At 55.2% G+C, this 18,349-nt stretch carries 19 protein-coding genes; 6 read left to right on the top strand and 13 right to left on the bottom strand.

Annotation, left to right across the window (positions count from 1 at the left end):
* Positions 1-45 precede the first annotated feature (45 nt).
* From nrdE to nrdH, 3 genes are read right to left on the bottom strand one after another with little or no spacing between them, the layout of a single operon-like run.
* The gene (nrdE, locus tag JGC47_RS12840) at positions 46-2,127 is read right to left on the bottom strand and encodes a class 1b ribonucleoside-diphosphate reductase subunit alpha (protein ID WP_033477886.1); all 2,082 of its coding nucleotides are present in this window, start codon (positions 2,125-2,127) and stop codon (positions 46-48) included.
* Between the two features lie 41 nt (positions 2,128-2,168).
* Positions 2,169-2,579, bottom strand: a complete 411-nt coding sequence (gene nrdI, locus JGC47_RS12835) for a class Ib ribonucleoside-diphosphate reductase assembly flavoprotein NrdI (protein ID WP_004159369.1) — start codon at positions 2,577-2,579, stop codon at positions 2,169-2,171.
* 4 nt (positions 2,580-2,583) lie between these two features.
* Positions 2,584-2,826 carry a glutaredoxin-like protein NrdH gene (nrdH, locus tag JGC47_RS12830; protein ID WP_004159367.1) on the bottom strand — a complete coding sequence of 81 codons (243 nt, stop codon included), beginning with the start codon at positions 2,824-2,826 and terminating at the stop codon, positions 2,584-2,586.
* A gap of 508 nt (positions 2,827-3,334) precedes the next feature.
* On the opposite strand from nrdH, the gene JGC47_RS12825 reads away from it, so the two are divergent.
* Both JGC47_RS12825 and JGC47_RS12820 read left to right on the top strand, forming a co-directional pair.
* Positions 3,335-3,670, top strand: coding sequence for a DUF2002 family protein (locus tag JGC47_RS12825; RefSeq protein ID WP_004159360.1), 336 nt, complete (start codon positions 3,335-3,337; stop codon positions 3,668-3,670).
* A 185-nt stretch (positions 3,671-3,855) separates the two neighbouring features.
* Positions 3,856-4,278 (top strand): hypothetical protein, encoded by a 423-nt coding sequence (locus JGC47_RS12820; RefSeq protein ID WP_024015318.1) that lies wholly within the window; start codon positions 3,856-3,858, stop codon positions 4,276-4,278.
* A 35-nt stretch (positions 4,279-4,313) separates the two neighbouring features.
* On the opposite strand, the gene speG is transcribed toward JGC47_RS12820, so the two are convergent.
* From speG to fliE, 10 genes are all read right to left on the bottom strand, one after another.
* On the bottom strand, positions 4,314-4,880 hold the full coding sequence (gene speG, locus JGC47_RS12815) for a spermidine N1-acetyltransferase (protein ID WP_004159349.1): 567 nt from the start codon (positions 4,878-4,880) through the stop codon (positions 4,314-4,316).
* Positions 4,881-5,009: 129 nt separating this feature from the next.
* Positions 5,010-5,876, bottom strand: coding sequence for a nucleoside-specific channel-forming protein Tsx (locus JGC47_RS12810; RefSeq protein ID WP_004159346.1), 867 nt, complete (start codon positions 5,874-5,876; stop codon positions 5,010-5,012).
* A 444-nt stretch (positions 5,877-6,320) separates the two neighbouring features.
* Complete coding sequence (locus JGC47_RS12805; RefSeq protein WP_004159342.1) at positions 6,321-6,743, bottom strand: flagellar protein FlhE; 423 nt, start codon at positions 6,741-6,743, stop codon at positions 6,321-6,323.
* Positions 6,740-8,845 (bottom strand): flagellar biosynthesis protein FlhA, encoded by a 2,106-nt coding sequence (gene flhA / locus JGC47_RS12800; protein WP_004159341.1) that lies wholly within the window; start codon positions 8,843-8,845, stop codon positions 6,740-6,742. Before flhA ends, JGC47_RS12805 begins: the two co-directional genes overlap by 4 nt.
* Positions 8,845-9,990, bottom strand: coding sequence for a flagellar biosynthesis protein FlhB (flhB, locus tag JGC47_RS12795; protein WP_004159338.1), 1,146 nt, complete (start codon positions 9,988-9,990; stop codon positions 8,845-8,847). Before flhB ends, flhA begins: the two co-directional genes overlap by 1 nt.
* Before the next feature lie 18 nt (positions 9,991-10,008).
* Positions 10,009-10,641, bottom strand: a complete 633-nt coding sequence (gene cheZ / locus JGC47_RS12790) for a protein phosphatase CheZ (protein ID WP_004159335.1) — start codon at positions 10,639-10,641, stop codon at positions 10,009-10,011.
* Positions 10,642-10,646: 5 nt separating this feature from the next.
* Positions 10,647-11,030, bottom strand: coding sequence for a chemotaxis response regulator CheY (cheY, locus tag JGC47_RS12785; RefSeq protein WP_004159332.1), 384 nt, complete (start codon positions 11,028-11,030; stop codon positions 10,647-10,649).
* 50 nt (positions 11,031-11,080) lie between these two features.
* A complete protein-coding gene (locus JGC47_RS12780) occupies positions 11,081-12,130 on the bottom strand; it encodes a protein-glutamate methylesterase/protein-glutamine glutaminase (RefSeq protein WP_004159330.1) in 1,050 nt (349 codons plus the stop codon).
* Positions 12,127-12,984, bottom strand: coding sequence for a chemotaxis protein-glutamate O-methyltransferase (locus JGC47_RS12775; protein ID WP_004159328.1), 858 nt, complete (start codon positions 12,982-12,984; stop codon positions 12,127-12,129). The genes JGC47_RS12780 and JGC47_RS12775 overlap by 4 nt, the downstream gene beginning before the upstream one ends.
* A 9-nt stretch (positions 12,985-12,993) precedes the next feature.
* A complete protein-coding gene (gene fliE / locus JGC47_RS12770; RefSeq protein ID WP_004159320.1) occupies positions 12,994-13,326 on the bottom strand; it encodes a flagellar hook-basal body complex protein FliE in 333 nt (110 codons plus the stop codon).
* A gap of 267 nt (positions 13,327-13,593) precedes the next feature.
* On the opposite strand from fliE, the gene fliF reads away from it, so the two are divergent.
* From fliF to fliI, 4 genes are read left to right on the top strand one after another with little or no spacing between them, the layout of a single operon-like run.
* Positions 13,594-15,279 (top strand): flagellar basal-body MS-ring/collar protein FliF, encoded by a 1,686-nt coding sequence (fliF, locus tag JGC47_RS12765; protein WP_004159319.1) that lies wholly within the window; start codon positions 13,594-13,596, stop codon positions 15,277-15,279.
* Positions 15,276-16,262 carry a flagellar motor switch protein FliG gene (fliG, locus tag JGC47_RS12760; protein WP_004159318.1) on the top strand — a complete coding sequence of 329 codons (987 nt, stop codon included), beginning with the start codon at positions 15,276-15,278 and terminating at the stop codon, positions 16,260-16,262. Before fliF ends, fliG begins: the two co-directional genes overlap by 4 nt.
* Complete coding sequence (locus JGC47_RS12755) at positions 16,249-16,959, top strand: flagellar assembly protein FliH (protein ID WP_004159315.1); 711 nt, start codon at positions 16,249-16,251, stop codon at positions 16,957-16,959. The genes fliG and JGC47_RS12755 overlap by 14 nt, the downstream gene beginning before the upstream one ends.
* Positions 16,956-18,320: a flagellar protein export ATPase FliI gene (gene fliI / locus JGC47_RS12750; protein WP_004159313.1), complete on the top strand. Its 1,365-nt coding sequence runs from the start codon at positions 16,956-16,958 to the stop codon at positions 18,318-18,320. Before JGC47_RS12755 ends, fliI begins: the two co-directional genes overlap by 4 nt.
* Positions 18,321-18,349 lie beyond the last annotated feature (29 nt).

Below are 18,349 nucleotides of genomic sequence, written 5' to 3'. Positions count from 1 at the left end.
ATCTTTTTTCGGGCCGGCGCACTCTGGCCCGCGATGAAAGGGGGGTCAGAGTGAGCAGGAGACACAGCCTTCGACCTCAGTGCCCTGCAGGGCCATCTGACGCAGGCGAATGTAGTACAGCGTTTTGATGCCTTTCTTCCAGGCATAAATCTGCGCCCGGTTAATATCGCGCGTGGTGGCGGTATCGCGGAAGAACAGCGTCAGCGACAGCCCCTGATCGACGTGGCGGGTGGCTTCGGCGTAGGTATCGATTATCGCTTCCGGCCCGATATCATAAGCATCGCGGTAAAACGCCTGATTATCGTTATTCATAAAGGGGGCCGGATAATAGACGCGGCCAGTCTTGCCCTCTTTACGGATCTCAATGCGCGACACAATCGGATGAATACTTGAGGTGGCGTGGTTGATATAGGAGATCGACCCGGTCGGCGGGATCGCCTGCAAATTCTGATTGTACAGCCCGTGTTGCATCACCGCCTCTTTCAGCGCCTGCCACTGCTGCTGTGTCGGGATCTCAATCCCTGCCTTGGCAAACAGCGCGGCGACCTGAGCAGTACGTGGCTGCCAGCGTTGCCCGACATACTGGGTGAAATATTCGCCGCTGGCATAACGGGAATCCGCAAAGCCGCTAAAAGTGGTAGCACGTTCACGCGCCAGCTGGTTTGAAGTGCGCAGGGCATGGTACGTCACGGTGTAAAAGTAAATATTGGTGAAGTCCAGACCCGCTTCAGAACCGTACTCAATACCTTCCCGCGCCAGATAACCGTGCAGATTCATCTGCCCCAGGCCGATGGCGTGTGACTGCGCATTGCCCTGTTCGATTGAGGGCACCGAATGGATATGGCTTTGATCGGATACCGCCGTCAGTCCGCGTACGGCGATCTCAACCGTGCGGGCAAAATCGGCAGAATCCATCGCATGGGCGATATTCAGCGAGCCGAGATTGCAGGAAATATCCTTGCCGATATGTCGATAGCTCAGGTCATCGTTATATTCGGTTGGGGTGTTAACCTGCAGGATTTCCGAGCACAGGTTACTCATATTGATACGCCCGTGGACCGGATTGGCCCGGTTCACCGTGTCTTCAAACATGATGTAGGGATAACCGGACTCGAACTGGATCTCCGCCAGCGTCTGGAAAAACTCACGCGGATTGATAAAGGTGCGGCGGATTCGCGTATCCGCCAGCATCTCATGGTATTTTTCGCTGATGCTGATATCGGCAAACGGCAAAGCGTAAATTCGCTCAACGTCATACGGTGAAAACAGCGCCATCTGCTGGTTATCTTTGGCCAGCTGGAAGGTGATATCGGGGATCACTACGCCGAGCGACAAAGTTTTGATGCGGATCTTTTCGTCGGCGTTTTCGCGCTTGGTATCAAGGAAGTGCAGAATATCCGGGTGGTGCGCATGCAGGTAAACCGCCCCCGCCCCCTGACGGGCACCAAGCTGGTTGGCGTAGGAGAAAGCATCTTCCAGCATCTTCATCACCGGGATCACGCCGGAAGACTGATTTTCAATGCGCTTAATCGGTGCACCGGCCTCACGCAGGTTTGACAACAGGAACGCTACGCCGCCGCCACGCTTGGAGAGCTGCAGCGCCGAATTGACCGCACGGCCAATCGATTCCATATTGTCTTCGATTCGCAGCAGGAAGCAGGAGACCAGCTCGCCGCGCTGCTGCTTACCGCAGTTAAGGAAGGTGGGCGTGGCCGGCTGAAAGCGGCCGCTCAGAATTTCATCCGCCAGCGCCAGCGCCAGCGGCTGGTCACCTTTGGCTAACGTCAGTGCCACCATACATACGCGTTCGGTAAAACTTTCCAGATAGCGCTTGCCGTCAAAGGTTTTCAGCGTATAGCTGGTATAGAACTTCCATGCGCCGAGGAATGTCTGAAAGCGAAAGCGGCGTGCAGTGGCCCGGGCGAACAGCGAACAGACAAACTCAAACGGGTATGCGTTCAACACCTCAGCTTCGTAATAGCCTTCCGCCACCAGAAACTGCAAACGTTCGGCGATGGAGTTGAACTGAACGCTGTTGGGGATGACGTGTTGAATAAAGTATTGGCGCGTGGCGTCCTGGTCTTTTTCAAACTGAATATGGCCATTATCGTCGTACAGATTGAGCATCGCGTTGAGCGCGTGATAATCCGCCGTAGCCTCCGCGGCCTCTAAGAATGTGCTGTCTGTCGCTGCCAAAATTCGGTTACTCCGTTGTAGACGTTAGCGATATCTTCAGGGGTACCCATCAGCTCAAAGCGATAGAGACAGGGTACCTGGCATTTTTGCGCAATAATTTTGCCAGCGAGGCAAAAAGCTTCGCCAAAGTTACGGTTACCGGCAGCAATAACGCCGCGGATCAGCCGACGATTATTGCTGTGATTAAGAAACCGGATCACCTGTTTAGGCACCGCCCCCTGGTGCGTGCCGCCGCCGTAACTGGGCACCACCAGAATATAAGGTTCACTGACCTGCAACTGCTGCGCGTAATCGAGCGGAATACGGCGTGACGGCAGGTTTAACCGCGCGATAAAACGGTGGGTGTTTTCTGACAGGCTGGAGAAGTAAACCAGCGAAGCCATGCGATTACCCCCGCACCGCAACGGCATGGCTTAGCGCATGAATTTTGTCCGGACGAAAGCCGCTCCAGTGTTCCTGCTCAGCCATTACCACCGGTACCTGGCGGTAACCTAATGACCTCAGGGTCTCGACATGGGCTGGTTCGTGGTCGAGGTTAATCAGTTGGTAATCAATCCCTTTCTTGTCCATGGCATTTTTTGTGGCGTTGCACTGGACACAATTATCTTTAGTGTAAATAATAATGCGCATGATTCGCATTTCCTTTCTTGGCCGGAGCGTTGATTATATTGGCTCTCACTCAGTCAGTGAGATTTAGCAGAAAACACACCATATAGCGTTTATCCCTTTCACTAAATACTAGATATAGCGTCTGCGGATTGCAACCATACAAATTTCAGGTCATCAGATTTATCTTGCACCATCGCGACACAGGTCCTCTGGCACAAGCTCTCAGCGCGAAAAAATAGCCGAAAAAAAAATCCGCTTTCGTTTGCGGGTGCCGGGCCGGAGTCAACCACTGCGGCATCGGCGCGCCGGCAATCATCACGGCAAAAAATAATCTCTGAAGCGTTTGCAGCACCGATGCCGTTGACCTCAGGCAGCCAAATATTTGTTACTTTGTGCGGAAATCGACTATTAGTTACAGGACTGGCTCAGATTGTGCCGCCTGATGGTCGGCGTTTATGGATTATTCCGAAAGCCCTGAAGGCAGCGCCTGTTGTAAGGTTGCCTGGTTTGCAGACTGAGAGGAACAAGCATGTATTTACGACCTGATGAGGTAGCGCGCGTTTTGGAAAAAGTGGGGTTTGAAATGGATGCGATAACCACCAAAACCTACGGTTATCGTCGCGGTGAAGACTATGTCTATGTCAACCGTGAAGCGCGCCTCGGTCGTACCGCGTTGGTTATCCACCCGACGCTTAAAGAGCGAAGCCAGGCCATCGCTACCGCTGCCTCGGAGGTAAAAACATGCGATCACTATGTCCGCTTCCCGATGTATCTGGTTGGTGAGGCAAACGACCATTACGGTATTCCCCACGGTTTCAGTTCCCGCATGGCGCTGGAGCGTTATCTGGAGCGCATGTTTGGATAATCTCACCGGCAGAAAATGAACTGGCAGGCATGCGCGTCCACGGCATGCAGAATGTTTCCCCTTTAATGGCTGAATAACGCGCTAATTAATCACTGTGTTCCCCCGCTGGCATGCGTGGGTAAATAATGAAAACTTACCCGGTCAGGCTTAGACTGTCAGCATACTGGACATATGCAGGAATAATGATGAAACGGGCGATCGCAGCGCTGATAGCGGCGTGGATATTAACGGGGTGTGCAACCATCGTCTCCAGCGAGACGCAGGATGTGACGCTGCAAACCCAGCCCCCCGGGGTGAAATTTGTGGTGCAGGACGAGAGCGGTAAAGCGGTGGCAGAAGGCTATACGCCAAAAACCGTGACGCTGGCAAAGTCCAGCGGCGACTATTTTGGTAAGAAAAAGTACCTGGTCATGCTGGAGCGTGCCGGCTATGTGCCGCAGACGCTGCCGTTGAAAGAGAGCGCAAACCTGTGGTATTTGCTGGGCAATATTCCACTGCTCGGGTTCCCTGGCTGGCTGGTGGTTGACCCGTTCTATGGCGGGATGTACAAAATTGAGCCGCCGCGCCTGCAGGTGGTGATGAGTCCTGTCGGCGCTCGCGGGGCTTAGTTATTAAACCAGAGCAGGCCGGATTTCCGGCCTGCTTACTGTGCCGCAGGTTGCACCATGCCCTGTGCGGGTTTGAAACGCTCAAGAAACTGAGGCTGGAAGATGCACATACGTATGGTGTTACGGTATTCACCGTTAATAAAGAACTCGTGGATTAACTCGCCTTCCACCTCAAAGCCCAGCTTGCGATAGATGTGAATCGCCTTTTCGTTCTCTTTATCGACAATCAGGTAAAGCTTGTAGAGATTCAGCACCGAGAAACCATAATCCATTGCCATCTTAACCGCCTGACTGGCCAGTCCTTTGCCCTGATGACTGGGGGCGATAATAATCTGAAACTCCGCCCGGCGGTGGACGTGATTAATTTCCACCAGTTCCACCAGCCCCGCATTGCTTCCGGCATGCTCCACTACAAAGCGCCGCTCGCTTTGGTCATGAATGTGCTTGTCATAGAGATCTGACAGCTCCACAAAAGCCTCATACGGTTCTTCAAACCAGTAGCGCATCACGCTGGCGTTATTATCCAGCTGGTGGACAAACCGCAGATCTTCCCGCTCCAGCGGGCGCAGCGTAACGTCGTGGTCAACAAATTTGGCACACATAACTCTTCCTGTTTGCAGATGCTGTATTGCCCAGCAAGTATAACGTTTTACCGGCGGCAAAAAAAACGCGCCGGTCGGCGCGTTGAGCTGTTAGCCATGTTGGCGTCCCTGGCGCAGGCCGGTTCGCTGTCAGAAGTTATAGCCAACCACCAGATAGTAGCCAAAGCCGGTTGATTTCACGGTGAAATCCCCGGCGCCGAAGTTCTGCACCACGCCGTCGTTCCACTGTCCGCCGTTGTGGAAGTAGCGCGCAACAAACGAGTAGTGCCAGCGATCGTAGCCGAGAGAAAGAATATGGCTGGAGGCGATGGAATTGCTGGTTCGTGCCGGGCTGGCGTTATCACCAAGCTGCGAACCCCAGTCAAAGTTGGTAAAGCCGATATAGCTCAGATTGCCGCCCCACAGTGTGGTCAGCGGCACAAAGTATTTCACCTTGAAGCGGTAACCGTCCCAGCGGTCTTCGTTAGCTGCGCCATAGTTCTCCCACTGATATTTGGCGTATACGTTCAAAGACAAGCCCATATCAGAATGTGTGTCGATGTCGGTGCCCAGCCCCATATACCAGGTATTCTGGCGGCTGGCCTTGTTATCGCCCATGTCGTAGACGTAGTTGTTGGCGAAATACCACTCTTTAAACGGGCCAAAGCCCAGCTGGGTGCCGGTCAGTTTATCAATGGAGAAGCGTGGTTCAATCTCCATAAAGAACGGGGAACCGTCATCCCAGGCGCCGACGTTATTACCGTTGCCGGTGCCGAAGAATTTAGGCACATCGATATAGCCGTAAAAATCCAACCCGTCTTTATGCGCAAAGGCTTCATATTCGAGATACACATCGTTATTCAGCCTGGGTCCGAAGCGGGTGTGATAGCTGCCCACCACGTTAACGCTCTGATGCCACCAGTCTGAAACGTATTCGGCGTTGCCGGTTTCAGCGACGGAGGATTGGGTATAAGAAAGCGCGGCCAGCGCTCCGGCCATGATTATTTTATATTTCATTAGTGCTTTTCACATGCTCAGTGACCTGTCTGGCAGCTATCGTTCAGGTCGGGTTGCCGCTTCTACAGGCGAAATGGGTGGTTATCGCGAAGGCAAAAACACCCGCATGAATTCTGCGGCAGTGTGCCGCCGTCAGCGCTCTAGCAAATAGATATCACTCACACTTGTCAAAGTGTGTTTCATTTCGATTTGGTTAAAGTGTGATTTTTATCACAAATTAATCAGTGCAGAGTGAACTTTATCGCTAACGTGCTGTTCAGGCATCTAAACGTCGGGGTAAACGATTGCCTGGTATTGAATGAGCAAATCCTGCCGATTTTGTTGCAGATAGCAGGGTTTTGAATCCGCGCTAAACGCACCAGTGAATAAGTATTCTTATAGATAAAGGCCGGGATCGCCGACTGACAGCCAGCCGCTGCGCGATGGACGCGCCGGCCTTGCCCGTCATCGCAATAGCGCGCCGGTACGATAGTTGACGGTCAGCTGATTACTGAGGATGGTGAGTGCGGGTTGCAGGGAGCCTCGCGTCACCGTGGAATAAATAAAACGAAAAGGGCCGTCGGCGGGAAATGACGACGGTAAGGTTTGCTCACCGGCCAGCGCGGGCAACGCCATGCAGCGCCCCCGGCTGCATAACGTTATTTTAAGATCCGGCGGTGGCGCGCTGTCGGGGGTGATACGCCATGCCACCCGCGCTGCCGTTGCCGAAGCGGGGAGCGGCGCGCCAGGCTGCAGCGGACGGCTGGTGATCTCCTGCTGGCCGCGAGAAATAACGCCACCGAAGCTCTGACTGCTCCAGGCGCCGCCGTGGCTGGCGTGCACGGCAATCGGCAGCATCAACAGCAGGGCAGGCAGCGCGCTTTTCACGACTGCCCCCCGATCATCCAGGTCATGCGCACATTTCGCTGGCTATTAATCTCCTGACTTGACAACACCACCAGCTGCGGGAAGATGCGCCGCAAATAGCGTGACAGCATCAGGCGCAGAGAGGGATTAACCAGCAGCACCGGCGGGGCTCCAATGCCTTCCTGATGTTGTAGCGCCAGGCCAGTCTGCTTCATCAGGTTTTCCGCAATACCTGGCTCAATGGCGCTGCCGCTTTGCGTAGCCTGCACCAGCAGCTGTTCCAGTGACAAATCCAGCCCAATCACCTGAATATCGTCGTCAGCGGTAAACCACTGATGGGTGATTGAGCGCGCCAGCCGCACGCGTACGCGGGCGGTTAATTCATCGGCATCGCTCTGCGCGCTGGCAAATTCGGCCAGCGTGTCGATGATGGTGCGCATGTCGCGGATGGCAATACGTTCGGCCAGCAGGTTTTGCAGCACCTTATGCAGCGTGGTCAGCGAGATCACCCCTGGTATCAGGTCTTCTACCAGCTTAGGTGACTGTTTGGTCAGCTGGTCAAGCAGCTGTTGCGCTTCCTGACGACCAAACAGCTCTTCGGTATGGATGCTGATCAGATGATTCAGATGGGTAGCGACCACCGAACTGGGATCGACCACGGTATAGCCCAACGTTTGTGCCAGCTCGCGCTGTACCTCATCGATCCACAGGGCGGGTAAGCCAAAGGTCGGTTCTACGCAGGCGGTGCCCGGTACGTCACCTTCCGCACAACCCGGGTTGATCGCCATAAAGCGTTCCGGTATCACTTCGCCGCGACCGATCTCAACGCCTTTCAGCAAGATGCTGTAGGAGGTGGGAGAGAGATCGAGGTTATCGCGTATATGCACCGGCGGCGGCAAAAAGCCCATCTGCTGGGCAAACTTTTTACGGATGCCGCGTACGCGCGTCAGCAGCTGGCCCTGCTGTTCCTGATCGACCATCGGGATCAGCCGGTAGCCGACTTCCAGCCCGAGCACGTCTTCCATCTGCACGTCTGACCAGGTAGCTTCATTGACCTGTGCCGCTTCGGCTTCGGCCCGCGCCTTATCTTCCGCCAATTCCGTCGGGCTACCGGGACGTGCGCCTTGCTGGCCTTGACGGCCGCGCAGCCACCAGGCGATGCCCAGCAGCACGGCGGTAAACAGTAAAAACACCACGTTCGGCATGCCGGGGATCAGACCGAGCAGGCCGATCACCCCTGCTGCCAGCAAGATAACGCGTGGCGAGCTGAACAGCTGGCCGATCATCTGCTCGCCAACATCCTGCTCGTTGACCACCCGCGTGACCACCACGCCGGCAGCGGTAGAGATCACCAGACCTGGGATCTGCGCGACCAGTCCGTTGCCGATGGTCAGCAGCGTATAGGTTTCTGCCGCCATTCCCGCCGACATATCATGCTGCATAATGCCGATCATCAAACCGCCAAGCACGTTGATCACCATGATCATCAGTCCGGCAATCGCGTCACCGCGGACAAACTTACTGGCACCGTCCATTGAACCGTAGAAATCGGCTTCCTGGGTGACTTCCTGGCGACGGCGCTTGGCTTCCTCTTCGCCAATCAGTCCGGCGTTGAGATCGGCATCTATCGCCATCTGTTTGCCCGGCATCCCGTCCAGGGTGAAACGTGCACCAACTTCGGCAATACGCCCGGCACCCTTGGTGATGACCATAAAGTTAATGATGATCAGGATAATAAAGACGATAATCCCGATAGCGAAATTACCCCCTACCAGGAAATTACCAAAGGCTTCAACAACGTGGCCGGCGGCAGCGGTTCCGGTGTGGCCATCCATCAGGATCACACGCGTTGAAGCCACGTTAAGCGCCAGACGCAGCAGCGTGGAGAACAGCAGGACCGTCGGAAAAGCCGAGAATTCCAGCGTCTTCTGGGTGAACATGGCCACCAGCAGGATCATGATCGACAGCACAATATTGAAGGTGAACAGCAGATCCAGCACGAAGGCCGGCAGCGGCAGGATCATCATCGACAGGATGGTCATAATCAGCACAGGGCCGGCGAGAACCTGCCACTGCGTGTCTTTCATCTTCGGTAAACGTAACCGGGTGGCTAGATTGGCCATCACTCTTTACTCTCTTGGGCAAAATCCAGCGCTTCAGGCACCGGAAGGTTTTCAGGGGTGTTTGGCCGTTGTCCATAGCCTTTACGCCAGCGCCTGAGGCTATAAACCCAGGCGAGGACTTCCGCCACCGCATGATATAAATCGGCCGGTATCGGTGCGCCAATCTCACAGTGGCGATAGAGTGCTCGCGCCAGCGGGGGCGCTTCCAGCATCGGAACCTTATGGCTTTCAGCCAGTTCGCGAATGCGTAAGGCAACCAGACCGCTGCCTTTCGCCACTACTTTGGGTGCGCCCAGGCTGCCATCTTGATATTTCAGGGCCACGGAGTAGTGGGTCGGGTTATTCACTATCACATCCGCATCCGGTACATCGGTCATCATGCGGCGCTGCGCCATGGCGCGCTGCATCTGCCTGACGCGCCCTTTAATCTGCGGGTCGCCTTCCTGCTTCTTGAACTCATCTTTGATCTCCTGACGGCTCATGCGCAGCTTTTTCCAGTGGCTGTACAACTGGTAAATCACGTCAAAAGCGACCATCGGGATCAGTGACATAATCACCGCCAGCAGGCAGCCAAGCAGCAGGCTGCTGATATCGGTTAACGCCATACCGAGCGGTTCAAAAATCAGCCGGATAAACTTCTCTTTATTCAGCAGCAGATAGAGTCCACCGCCGAGGGTGGCCAGCAGCACTTTCAGAATGGCCTTCACCATCTCTGACGCCATCTGCGCTGAAAACATGCGCTTGATACCGCTAAGCGGATTGAGCTTTTTCAACTTCGGCGCTAACGACTTTCCGCTCAGGATCAGGCCACCGATCAGTGGCGGTGCGCTGACTGCCGTCAGCAGCAGACCGAAGACAAACGGCATGATGGCCATAAAGGCCTGACCAAGCAGGGAAGCGCTACGCTGCAGCATCTGCGCCGGATCGAGGATCAACAGCCGGTCAAAAATCAGACCGTTGTGCAGCAAACCCTGTAAGCTGCGCACCAGATTACCGCCGGAGCACAGCATCAGCCCCCAGCCAACCAGCAGCATCAATAGCGTGGTCAGCTCCCTGGAACGCGGGATCTGTCCTTCTTCACGCGCCCTGGCAATCCGACTGGGCGTGGGGGCTTCGGTTTTTTCATTATCACTTTCTTGCGACATAGTGGCGTATCAGCTCACTCAGAAGCCAAGCGATTCCAGCAAATCATCAACCTGCTCCTGTGAAGCGACAATGCCTTCGGCGGTGGAATTGATTTGCGGACCATTTTTCAGCTGCGCTTGAGCATCGTCGCGATCGGGTTCTAATTCCTGCATATTTTCCAGCAGCACGCAGATCAGCTCTTTTTCCACCAGCTCAATCACATTCACCAGGCCTTGCAGAACTTGCCCGGTCAAATCCTGGAAGTCCTGCGCCATCATGATATCGGTCAGCTGCTGATTGGTGCTGCGGGTGACCTCAGGAACCTGTTGCAGGTAGGCGCGCGTCTGAATAACCAGTTCGCGTGCGTCCTCAAGTGGCTGTGGATTGGCAAACCATGCGTCCCATTTGGCCGACAGGGCAGTCGCCTGGCTGCCTAACTGCTCCTGAAGCGGGCGGGCCACCTCGACGCAGGTTAATGCACAGTTGGCGGCCTGAGAGGTTTTATCTACCACGTAGTCAAGACGGTCGCGGGTATTCGGGAAGGCGCCGGCCATCTCCTTCAGCACCTGTTCAAGACCCAGGTTGGCCATGCTGTTACGCAGCACACGCGTCAGCTGCCCGATACGTGAAAAAATATCTTTGAAGTTGTCGGCGTTATTATCAATTGTCATTGTCGTTAACCGAGTTTTTCGAATATTTTGCCCAGCTTCTCTTCAAGCGTGACAGCGGTGAAAGGTTTAACGATATAACCATTAGCACCGGCCTGAGCGGCGGCAATAATGTTTTCGCGTTTTGCCTCGGCGGTGACCATCAGCACCGGCAACTTCATCAGTTCAGGCTCCTGACGAATGGTTTTCAGCAGCTGAAGACCATCGATGTTCGGCATATTCCAGTCGCTCACCACGAAATCAAACGATGAGGTGCGCAGTCTGTTCAGCGCATCCTGGCCGTCTTCAGCCTCTTCAATATTTTTGTATCCCAGGTCCTGCAACAGATTGCGCACGATGCGGCGCATGGTGGCAAAATCATCAACGACCAGGAAACGTAGGTTTTTATCCATTTAGATTGTTTTCTCAAAAATCCTCCTGACTCGGTGGAGGTGTACCGCATTTACTTTGGTGATTTTGTCCGACCTTGTCGGCTGCAACGATCGATCAGCCGTTGACTGATATCCTGCAAATCGATGACTTCTGCTGCCGCCTGGAGGGCAATGGCTTCACGCGGCATGCCAAACACCACACAGGTTCGTTCACTCTGCGCCAGCGTCCAGGCGCCTGACTGGCGCATCGCCAGCAGGCCTTTGGCTCCGTCAGCGCCCATGCCGGTCAGAATGGCACCAATGGCATGATGGCCAGCCCCGGCGGCAACGGAGTGAAACAGCACGTCGACCGAGGGCCGATGGCGGTTAACTGCCGCATTGCGGTTAAGGCAGATTTGATACCCCTTCTCTAAGCCAGCGATCTGCATATGCCTGTCGCCGGGAGCAATGTACACGGTGCCGCTCTCCACCGGCTCGCCGTCCACGGCTTCTTTCACCCGCATGGCGCACAGCGAATTCAAACGTTGGGCGAAAGACAAGGTAAAGCCGGGCGGCATGTGTTGTGCAATCACCACGCCGGGGCTGGTGGCGGGCATTCGTGTCAGTACCTGGCGCAGAGCCTCGGTTCCGCCGGTCGATGCACCGATCGCGATAATCGTTTTTACGCCAAAACGCATGGCGCTGATGCTGTCCGCCGGTAGCGGGCTGCGGTAAGGCAGCGTCGACTTCGCCGCAAGACGGATTTTTTCCGCCGCCTGTACTGCCCAACTGCCCAGCGCCGCAATCTGGCTGGCATCCGGCTTGGCGATAAAATCCACCGCTCCGATCTCCAGCGCGTTCAGCGTGCTCGCCGACCCCTTTGCCGTCAGCGATGAGATCATCACCACCGGCATCGGGCGCAGCCGCATCAGCCGGGAGAGAAACTCCAGGCCGTTCATCCGTGGCATATCGATATCGAGCGTCAGTACGTCTGGATTAAATTTTTTGATCAACTCGCGGGCGTTGATCGGATCGGATGCTGTTGCCACCATTTCCATATCATGTTGCTGATTCACTACTGCGCTGATCATATTGCGCATCAGCGCGGAATCATCGACGCACAGCACTCGTATCTTGCTCAACTTCCGCTCTCCGTTAGCGCATAAACTGCCTGTCCAAGCAGACGGAACGGGCTTTGTCGGTGGTTGAAATGCTCCGAATGGCCGACAAATAACAGGCCATCTGGCTTCAGCTGCTGTGCAAAGCGCTGGATCAAGCGGATCTGGGTCGGCAGGTCGAAATAGATCATCACGTTACGACAAAAAATCGCATCGAAAGGACCGGGAACCTGCCACGATTCGTCCAACAGATTCAGTCGCTGGTAGTGGATCGCCGCCAGCAGCTCACGCTTTACCCGTACCCGATCGCTGTTGATTCCGGTGCCGCGCAGAAAATATTGTCGCTTCTGCTGAGGGCTGAGGGTGTGTAAATCCGCCATGCGGTAGACTCCGGCACTGGCCCGGTTCAGCACGTCGGTATCAATATCCGTTGCCCAAACTCTGGGGCCACCAATGGCCGGTCCAAGACAGGCATCCAGCGTCATGGCGATGGAGCAAGGTTCTTCGCCGGTTGAGGCTGCCGTACACCAGACGCGGTAGCCAGCACCGTGGCTGCGGGCATGTTCTTCCAACTGGGGAAAATGGTATGCCTCGCGAAAAAAAGAGGTCAGATTAGTGGTTAACGAATTAACAAATATCTGCCATTCTTCACTGTCTACGCTGGATTCAAGAATATGAATATATTCACTAAAACTGTCTAATGAGAGTTCCCGTAGTCGTCGTGACAGGCGATTAAATATCATGTCCCGCTTCTGCTGGCTAAGGACAATTCCCGCCCGCTGATAGATCAGCTGGCTGATTTTTTCTAATTCCCGGTCGGTAAGTGCATCCGAAAAATGGCTTAAACGCACAGAGCTACGTAGATTTTCACATTTCATGTCAAACCTTTATGCAGGCATATTCATGACTTCCTGATAGGCGCTAAGCATTTTATTACGTAGCTGAACGCCAAAGCTGAAAGCAACGGATGATTTCTGTAGAGACAGCATCACATCGTTCAGGCCAATATCGCTGTTGCCAGACATCCAGCTCTGGCTTTGCGCTTTTGCCGTCTGTTGAGATTTATTGATTTCATTAATGCTGTTAAACAAGGCATCAGAAAAATTTGGGCCACTACCCAGACTTGTTAACTTTCCATTTGAAAGGAATTCGTCAGGCGCAGATATTTTTTGTGCCTGAGAATGCATTTGCCCGATTACATTGTGAATTAAAGATGACATTATTTTTTCCCGGATAATAAATAACTCAGAACGTAGCAAGTCTTGTGCAGCTTTATATGGGTGTAGCTTAACATGAGGGAATTAATGGCGAAAAACCCGAAAAGCCGACACAAGCTCGAGCTTATTTACCCTTAAAAAAAACTCCACTCAGAGGATAATACCGACCTCAAAATTTATCCGGAAAAACTTCGTCGGCTGCTGCCTTGCTTAATTAGCAAGTTTGTAAGCAGTTATTCGCTGCGTGATTACTTGTTACAGGATTACGGCATGAGTGCCACAACAGATGATTTAAAAAACAATCCCGCAGATAGCGTCAAGGCGGCGATGAACTCGTTACGTAATAGTCCGAAGCTGCTGCTGCCGATCGCTGCTGCTGCGGCGATTTCGGTAATGATTGCCCTGATGTTTTGGGCCAAAGAGCCGGGATATCGCGTCCTGTTCAACAATATCAGCGATGAGGATGGCGGTGCCATTGTCAGCCAGCTGTCGCAGATGAACGTCCCTTACCGCATTGATACGGCAGGGGGCGCTATCATGGTGCCGGAAGCTCAGGTTCATGAAGTGCGGATGAAAATGGCACAGCAGGGATTACCAAAGGGCGGTTCCGTTGGCTTTGAACTGCTGGACCAGGAAAAATTCGGCATCAGCCAGTTTAGCGAGCAGGTTAACTTCCAGCGGGCGCTGGAAGGTGAGCTGGCGCGCACCATCGAAAATCTTGGCCCGATCCAACATGCCCGCGTGCATCTGGCGGTGCCCAAACCGTCCATGTTTGTGCGCGATCAGAAGCAGCCTACGGCTTCGGTAAACGTGACGCTGGCGCAGGGACGTGCGCTGGATGACGGGCAGGTGACGGCCATTACGCATCTGATCTCCAGCGCGGTATCCGGCCTACCGGCAGCCAACGTTACCCTTGTCGATCAGCGCGGCAACCTGCTGACGCAAAGCGGCACGGGCGCACTGCAAACCTCGCAAGTGAAGTACACCAACGAGATTGAAGCGGATTATCAGCAGCGTATTCAGCGCCTGTTGGCACCGCTGGTCGGCGACAGCAATGTGCGTACTCAGGTGACGGCACAGTTGGACTTTACCCAGCAGGAGCGTACCGACGAACAGTACCAGCCGAACGCCGAGCGGGAGAAAATGGCGATCCGTAGTCGCCAGTCAAGCCAGGCCGCGCAAGGCAACGGTCGTGGTAGCGGCGGCGTGCCGGGCGCGCTAAGCAATCAGCCACCGACGCCGGCAACAGCGCCGCTGACCAAACCGCTTAACGCACCGGCAGCGAACGGTAAGAATGCGAACAATGAGAAAACCCCGCCTGCTGGCGAGGTGGCTCAGCCTTACAACAATCGTAATGACGAAACGACCAACTATGAGCTGGATCGTACCCTGATCCATACCAAAACCAGCGTTGGCCATATTCAGCGTCTCTCTGTCGCCGTGGTGATCAACCACATGGCACAAGGTGCTGAAGGGAAAACCGGTCCGCTGCCTGCTGCCGAACTGGCGCGCATTAATACGCTGGTTAAAGAGGCCATTGGCTACAGCGAGCAGCGCGGTGACAGCGTGAATATCGTCAATTCACCGTTCAATGGCGTCGTTGAAGAAGTGATGCCGCCGCTCTGGCAGCAGCAGAGCTTCCAGACACTGATAATGACGCTTGCCCGCTATCTGGTGATTGCCATTATCGGCTGGGTGATGTGGCGCAGGCTGGTACAGCCAGTCTGGATCCGCCACCAGGACACCACCATCAAGCGTCTGGAGCTGGAAAAAGAAGCGCGCAAGCTTGAGTTGGAAGAGAAAAACAAAGCGGCACAAATGTCCGCCCATGCCAAAGAAAAACGCCGCACCGATACCGAGATTAATGGTCAGCAACTGCGGGAACTGGCAGAACAGGAACCACGGGTTATCGCGCTGGTTATGCGTCAGTGGCTGAACAAGGAACACAAATCATGAATGCTTGTGACAAATGCGCCATCGTCATGCTGACGTTGGGCGATGAGCTGGCTGCCGAAGTTTTCAAACACCTTAATGCGCACGAGGTGAAGCAAATCAGTAGCGCAATGGTGAATATAGCTGGTTTTACCCACGATCAGATGTCTGTCGTGCTGGAAGATTTCAGCCGTGACTCCGGTGAGTATGCCGCGCTCAGTCTCAACACCAATGATTATCTGCGCAACGTGCTGGTGAAAGCGTTGGGCGAAGAGCGTGCTGCATCCCTGCTGGAAGATCTGCTGGATACCCATCAGGGTACCAATGGTATTGAAACGCTGAACTTTATGGAGCCACAGGCGGTGTATGACCTGATCCGCGATGAACATCCGCAGATCATTGCCACTATCCTTGTGCACCTGAAACGTAACCAGGCAGCCGATGTGCTGGGCAAATTTGACGATAAAGAGCGTAACGACATCATGCTGCGTATCGCCACCTTCGGCGGCGTACAGCCTGCCGCGCTGCAGGAACTGACCGAAGTGCTCAACAACCTGCTGCACGGTCAGAATCTCAAACGCAGCAAAATGGGCGGGGTACGTCCGGCGGCCGAGATCCTTAACCTGATGAAATCTCAACAGGAAGAAGCGGCTATCGATGCGGTGCGCGAGTTCGACGGCGAGCTGGCGCAGAAGATCATTGATGAAATGTTCCTGTTCGAAAATCTGGTTGAAGTGGACGACCGCAGCATCCAGCAAATTCTGCAAGAGATCGAAAGCGAAACGCTGCTGGTGGCCCTGAAGGGTGCCAATGAGGCGTTGCGCGATAAATTCTTCCGCAATATGTCACGTCGTCAGGCAGACCTGATGGCCGAAGATCTGGCCTCGCGCGGGCCGTTGCGCCTCTCGCAGGTCGAAGCACAGCAGAAAGCGGTATTGTTGGTAGTCCGTCGTCTGGCAGAAGCCGGGGACATTCTGATTGGGAGCAGCGACGATGCCTACGTCTGATCAAAGCACTAAGCCACAATGGCGCAGCTGGCAGCCGGATAACTTGCTGGAAGCGGTCAGTCCACAGCATGAACCTTTGCCGACCATCGTCAGCGGCGCCTCAGACGCGCAGACGCAGGCCGAGCTGGCACGTTTGCGTAAACAGGCCGAACAGCAGGGTTATAACCAGGGCGTGACGCAGGGAAAAGAAGAGGGCAGGAAACAAGGCTATGATGCCGGCTACCAGAGCGGGCATGAAGCAGGAATGGCGCAGGGGATCGCCGAGGCGCAAGCGGCGCAGCAGGGGCGACTGAAGAGCATCGAGGGCTGGATCACCTCTTTCAAGCTGTCGCTGGATAACCTCGACAGCCTGATCCCCAGCCGTCTGGTGCAGCTGGCGCTGCAGGCGGTACAGGATCTGCACGGTAGCGAACAGGTTACCAACGGTTCGGTGCTGCTGGCGCAGATTAAGCAGCTCATCAAGCAGGATGCTTTGCTGCAAGGGGAAGTGCGGCTGGTGGTCCATCCTGATGACCGCGAGATTATCGAATCAACCCTGGGCGATACGCTGAAGGCCATCGACTGGGAAATGCAGTTTGATGCGCAGATGTCACCCGGCGGCTGCCGCATCCTGACGGAAGACGCGGAGCTGGACGCCACGCTGGAAACCCGCTGGCAGACCCTGTGCCAGCTGGCGCGTGAGGAGCTGTCCGAATGACCCGGCATTTGAAAAGCTGGCTGGACACTATCGAACGCACCGAAGCCAAAATGGGCGCAATCCCGGCGTTTCGCCGTTATGGCCGCCTGACTCGTGCCACCGGGCTGGTGATGGAAGCCGTGGGGCTAAAGCTGCCCATTGGGGCAATCTGTGTCGTAGAGCGCCAGACCCGTAACGGTATTATGCCGGTCGAATGTGAAGTGGTGGGTTTTAAAGACCAGCTGCTTTATCTGATGCCGTTGGAACATGTGGATGGCGTGCTGCCGGGGACGCGCGTATACGCCCCGGATGGCGACAGCTACGAGGGTAAACAGCTACCGGTCGGGCCACAGCTGCTTGGCCGGGTGCTGGATGCGCAGGGACGCCCGCTGGACGGACGTCCGGCACCGTTGAAAACCAGCAGCGCCAGCCTGTTTACCCAGCCGATTAACCCGCTGCACCGCGACCCGATCAAAAGCGTGCTTGACGTTGGCGTCCGCGCCATCAACGGCCTGCTGACCGTCGGACGCGGGCAGCGCATGGGCCTGTTTGCCGGTTCCGGGGTGGGTAAAAGCGTGCTGCTGGGCATGATGGCGCGTTATACCGATGCAGATGTGATCGTCGTCGGGCTGATCGGTGAGCGTGGGCGCGAAGTCAAAGATTTTATCGAGAACATTCTTGGGGCAGAGGGGATCGAACGCGCGGTGGTGATCGCTGCGCCAGCCGATGTTTCGCCTGTTTTGCGCATGCAGGGCGCGGTCTACGCTACCCGTCTGGCGGAGGATTTCCGCGATCGCGGAATGAACGTCCTGCTGATCATGGACTCCCTGACGCGTTTTGCCATGGCGCAGCGTGAGGTGGCATTGGCGATCGGTGAGCCGCCGGCAACCAAAGGTTATCCGCCATCGGTGTTTGCGCGCCTGCCGGCGCTGGTAGAGCGTGCGGGCAACGGCGTTGCCGGGGGCGGTTCTGTCACCGCTTTTTATACCGTTCTCACCGAAGGCGACGACCAGCAAGACCCGATCGCGGATTCGGCACGCGCCATTCTTGACGGGCATATTGTGCTGTCACGTCGTCTCGCCGAGTCCGGCCACTATCCGGCAATCGATATTGAAGCCTCGATCAGCCGTGCGATGACCGAGCTTATTCCGCACGCGCAGTACCGTAATGTGCAAAGCTTCAAGCAGCAACTCTCATCGTATCAGCGCAACAGCGACCTGGTCAGCGTGGGGGCTTATGTCAGCGGCAGCGATGCCCTGCTCGATCGCGCCATTGCGCGTTATCCGCAGATGGAAAGCTATTTGCACCAGGCGGTCCATGAAAGCTGCGGCTATGCAGAAGCCGTTAGCGCGCTCTCTGCGCTGCTGCCTGAAGTGAGCTGATAAACCGGAGCCTGGCATGAAGGTGAGAA

This window comes from Erwinia amylovora (assembly GCF_017161565.1).
GTDB lineage: Bacteria > Pseudomonadota > Gammaproteobacteria > Enterobacterales > Enterobacteriaceae > Erwinia > Erwinia amylovora.
This window is presented reverse-complemented; position numbering and strand designations above follow the sequence as displayed.

Excerpts from the sequence above, each read along its gene's own strand:
- nrdE (WP_033477886.1), bottom strand. The coding sequence starts at position 2,127 with ATGCTCAATCTGTACGACGATAATGGCCATATTCAGTTTGAAAAAGAC.
- nrdI (WP_004159369.1), bottom strand. The coding sequence starts at position 2,579 with ATGGCTTCGCTGGTTTACTTCTCCAGCCTGTCAGAAAACACCCACCGT.
- nrdH (WP_004159367.1), bottom strand. The coding sequence starts at position 2,826 with ATGCGCATTATTATTTACACTAAAGATAATTGTGTCCAGTGCAACGCC.
- JGC47_RS12825 (WP_004159360.1), top strand. The coding sequence starts at position 3,335 with ATGTATTTACGACCTGATGAGGTAGCGCGCGTTTTGGAAAAAGTGGGG.
- JGC47_RS12820 (WP_024015318.1), top strand. The coding sequence starts at position 3,856 with ATGAAACGGGCGATCGCAGCGCTGATAGCGGCGTGGATATTAACGGGG.
- speG (WP_004159349.1), bottom strand. The coding sequence starts at position 4,880 with ATGTGTGCCAAATTTGTTGACCACGACGTTACGCTGCGCCCGCTGGAG.
- JGC47_RS12810 (WP_004159346.1), bottom strand. The coding sequence starts at position 5,876 with ATGAAATATAAAATAATCATGGCCGGAGCGCTGGCCGCGCTTTCTTAT.
- flhA (WP_004159341.1), bottom strand. The coding sequence starts at position 8,845 with ATGGCCAATCTAGCCACCCGGTTACGTTTACCGAAGATGAAAGACACG.
- flhB (WP_004159338.1), bottom strand. The coding sequence starts at position 9,990 with ATGTCGCAAGAAAGTGATAATGAAAAAACCGAAGCCCCCACGCCCAGT.
- cheZ (WP_004159335.1), bottom strand. The coding sequence starts at position 10,641 with ATGACAATTGATAATAACGCCGACAACTTCAAAGATATTTTTTCACGT.
- cheY (WP_004159332.1), bottom strand. The coding sequence starts at position 11,030 with ATGGATAAAAACCTACGTTTCCTGGTCGTTGATGATTTTGCCACCATG.
- JGC47_RS12775 (WP_004159328.1), bottom strand. The coding sequence starts at position 12,984 with ATGAAATGTGAAAATCTACGTAGCTCTGTGCGTTTAAGCCATTTTTCG.
- fliE (WP_004159320.1), bottom strand. The coding sequence starts at position 13,326 with ATGTCATCTTTAATTCACAATGTAATCGGGCAAATGCATTCTCAGGCA.
- fliF (WP_004159319.1), top strand. The coding sequence starts at position 13,594 with ATGAGTGCCACAACAGATGATTTAAAAAACAATCCCGCAGATAGCGTC.
- fliG (WP_004159318.1), top strand. The coding sequence starts at position 15,276 with ATGAATGCTTGTGACAAATGCGCCATCGTCATGCTGACGTTGGGCGAT.
- JGC47_RS12755 (WP_004159315.1), top strand. The coding sequence starts at position 16,249 with ATGCCTACGTCTGATCAAAGCACTAAGCCACAATGGCGCAGCTGGCAG.
- fliI (WP_004159313.1), top strand. The coding sequence starts at position 16,956 with ATGACCCGGCATTTGAAAAGCTGGCTGGACACTATCGAACGCACCGAA.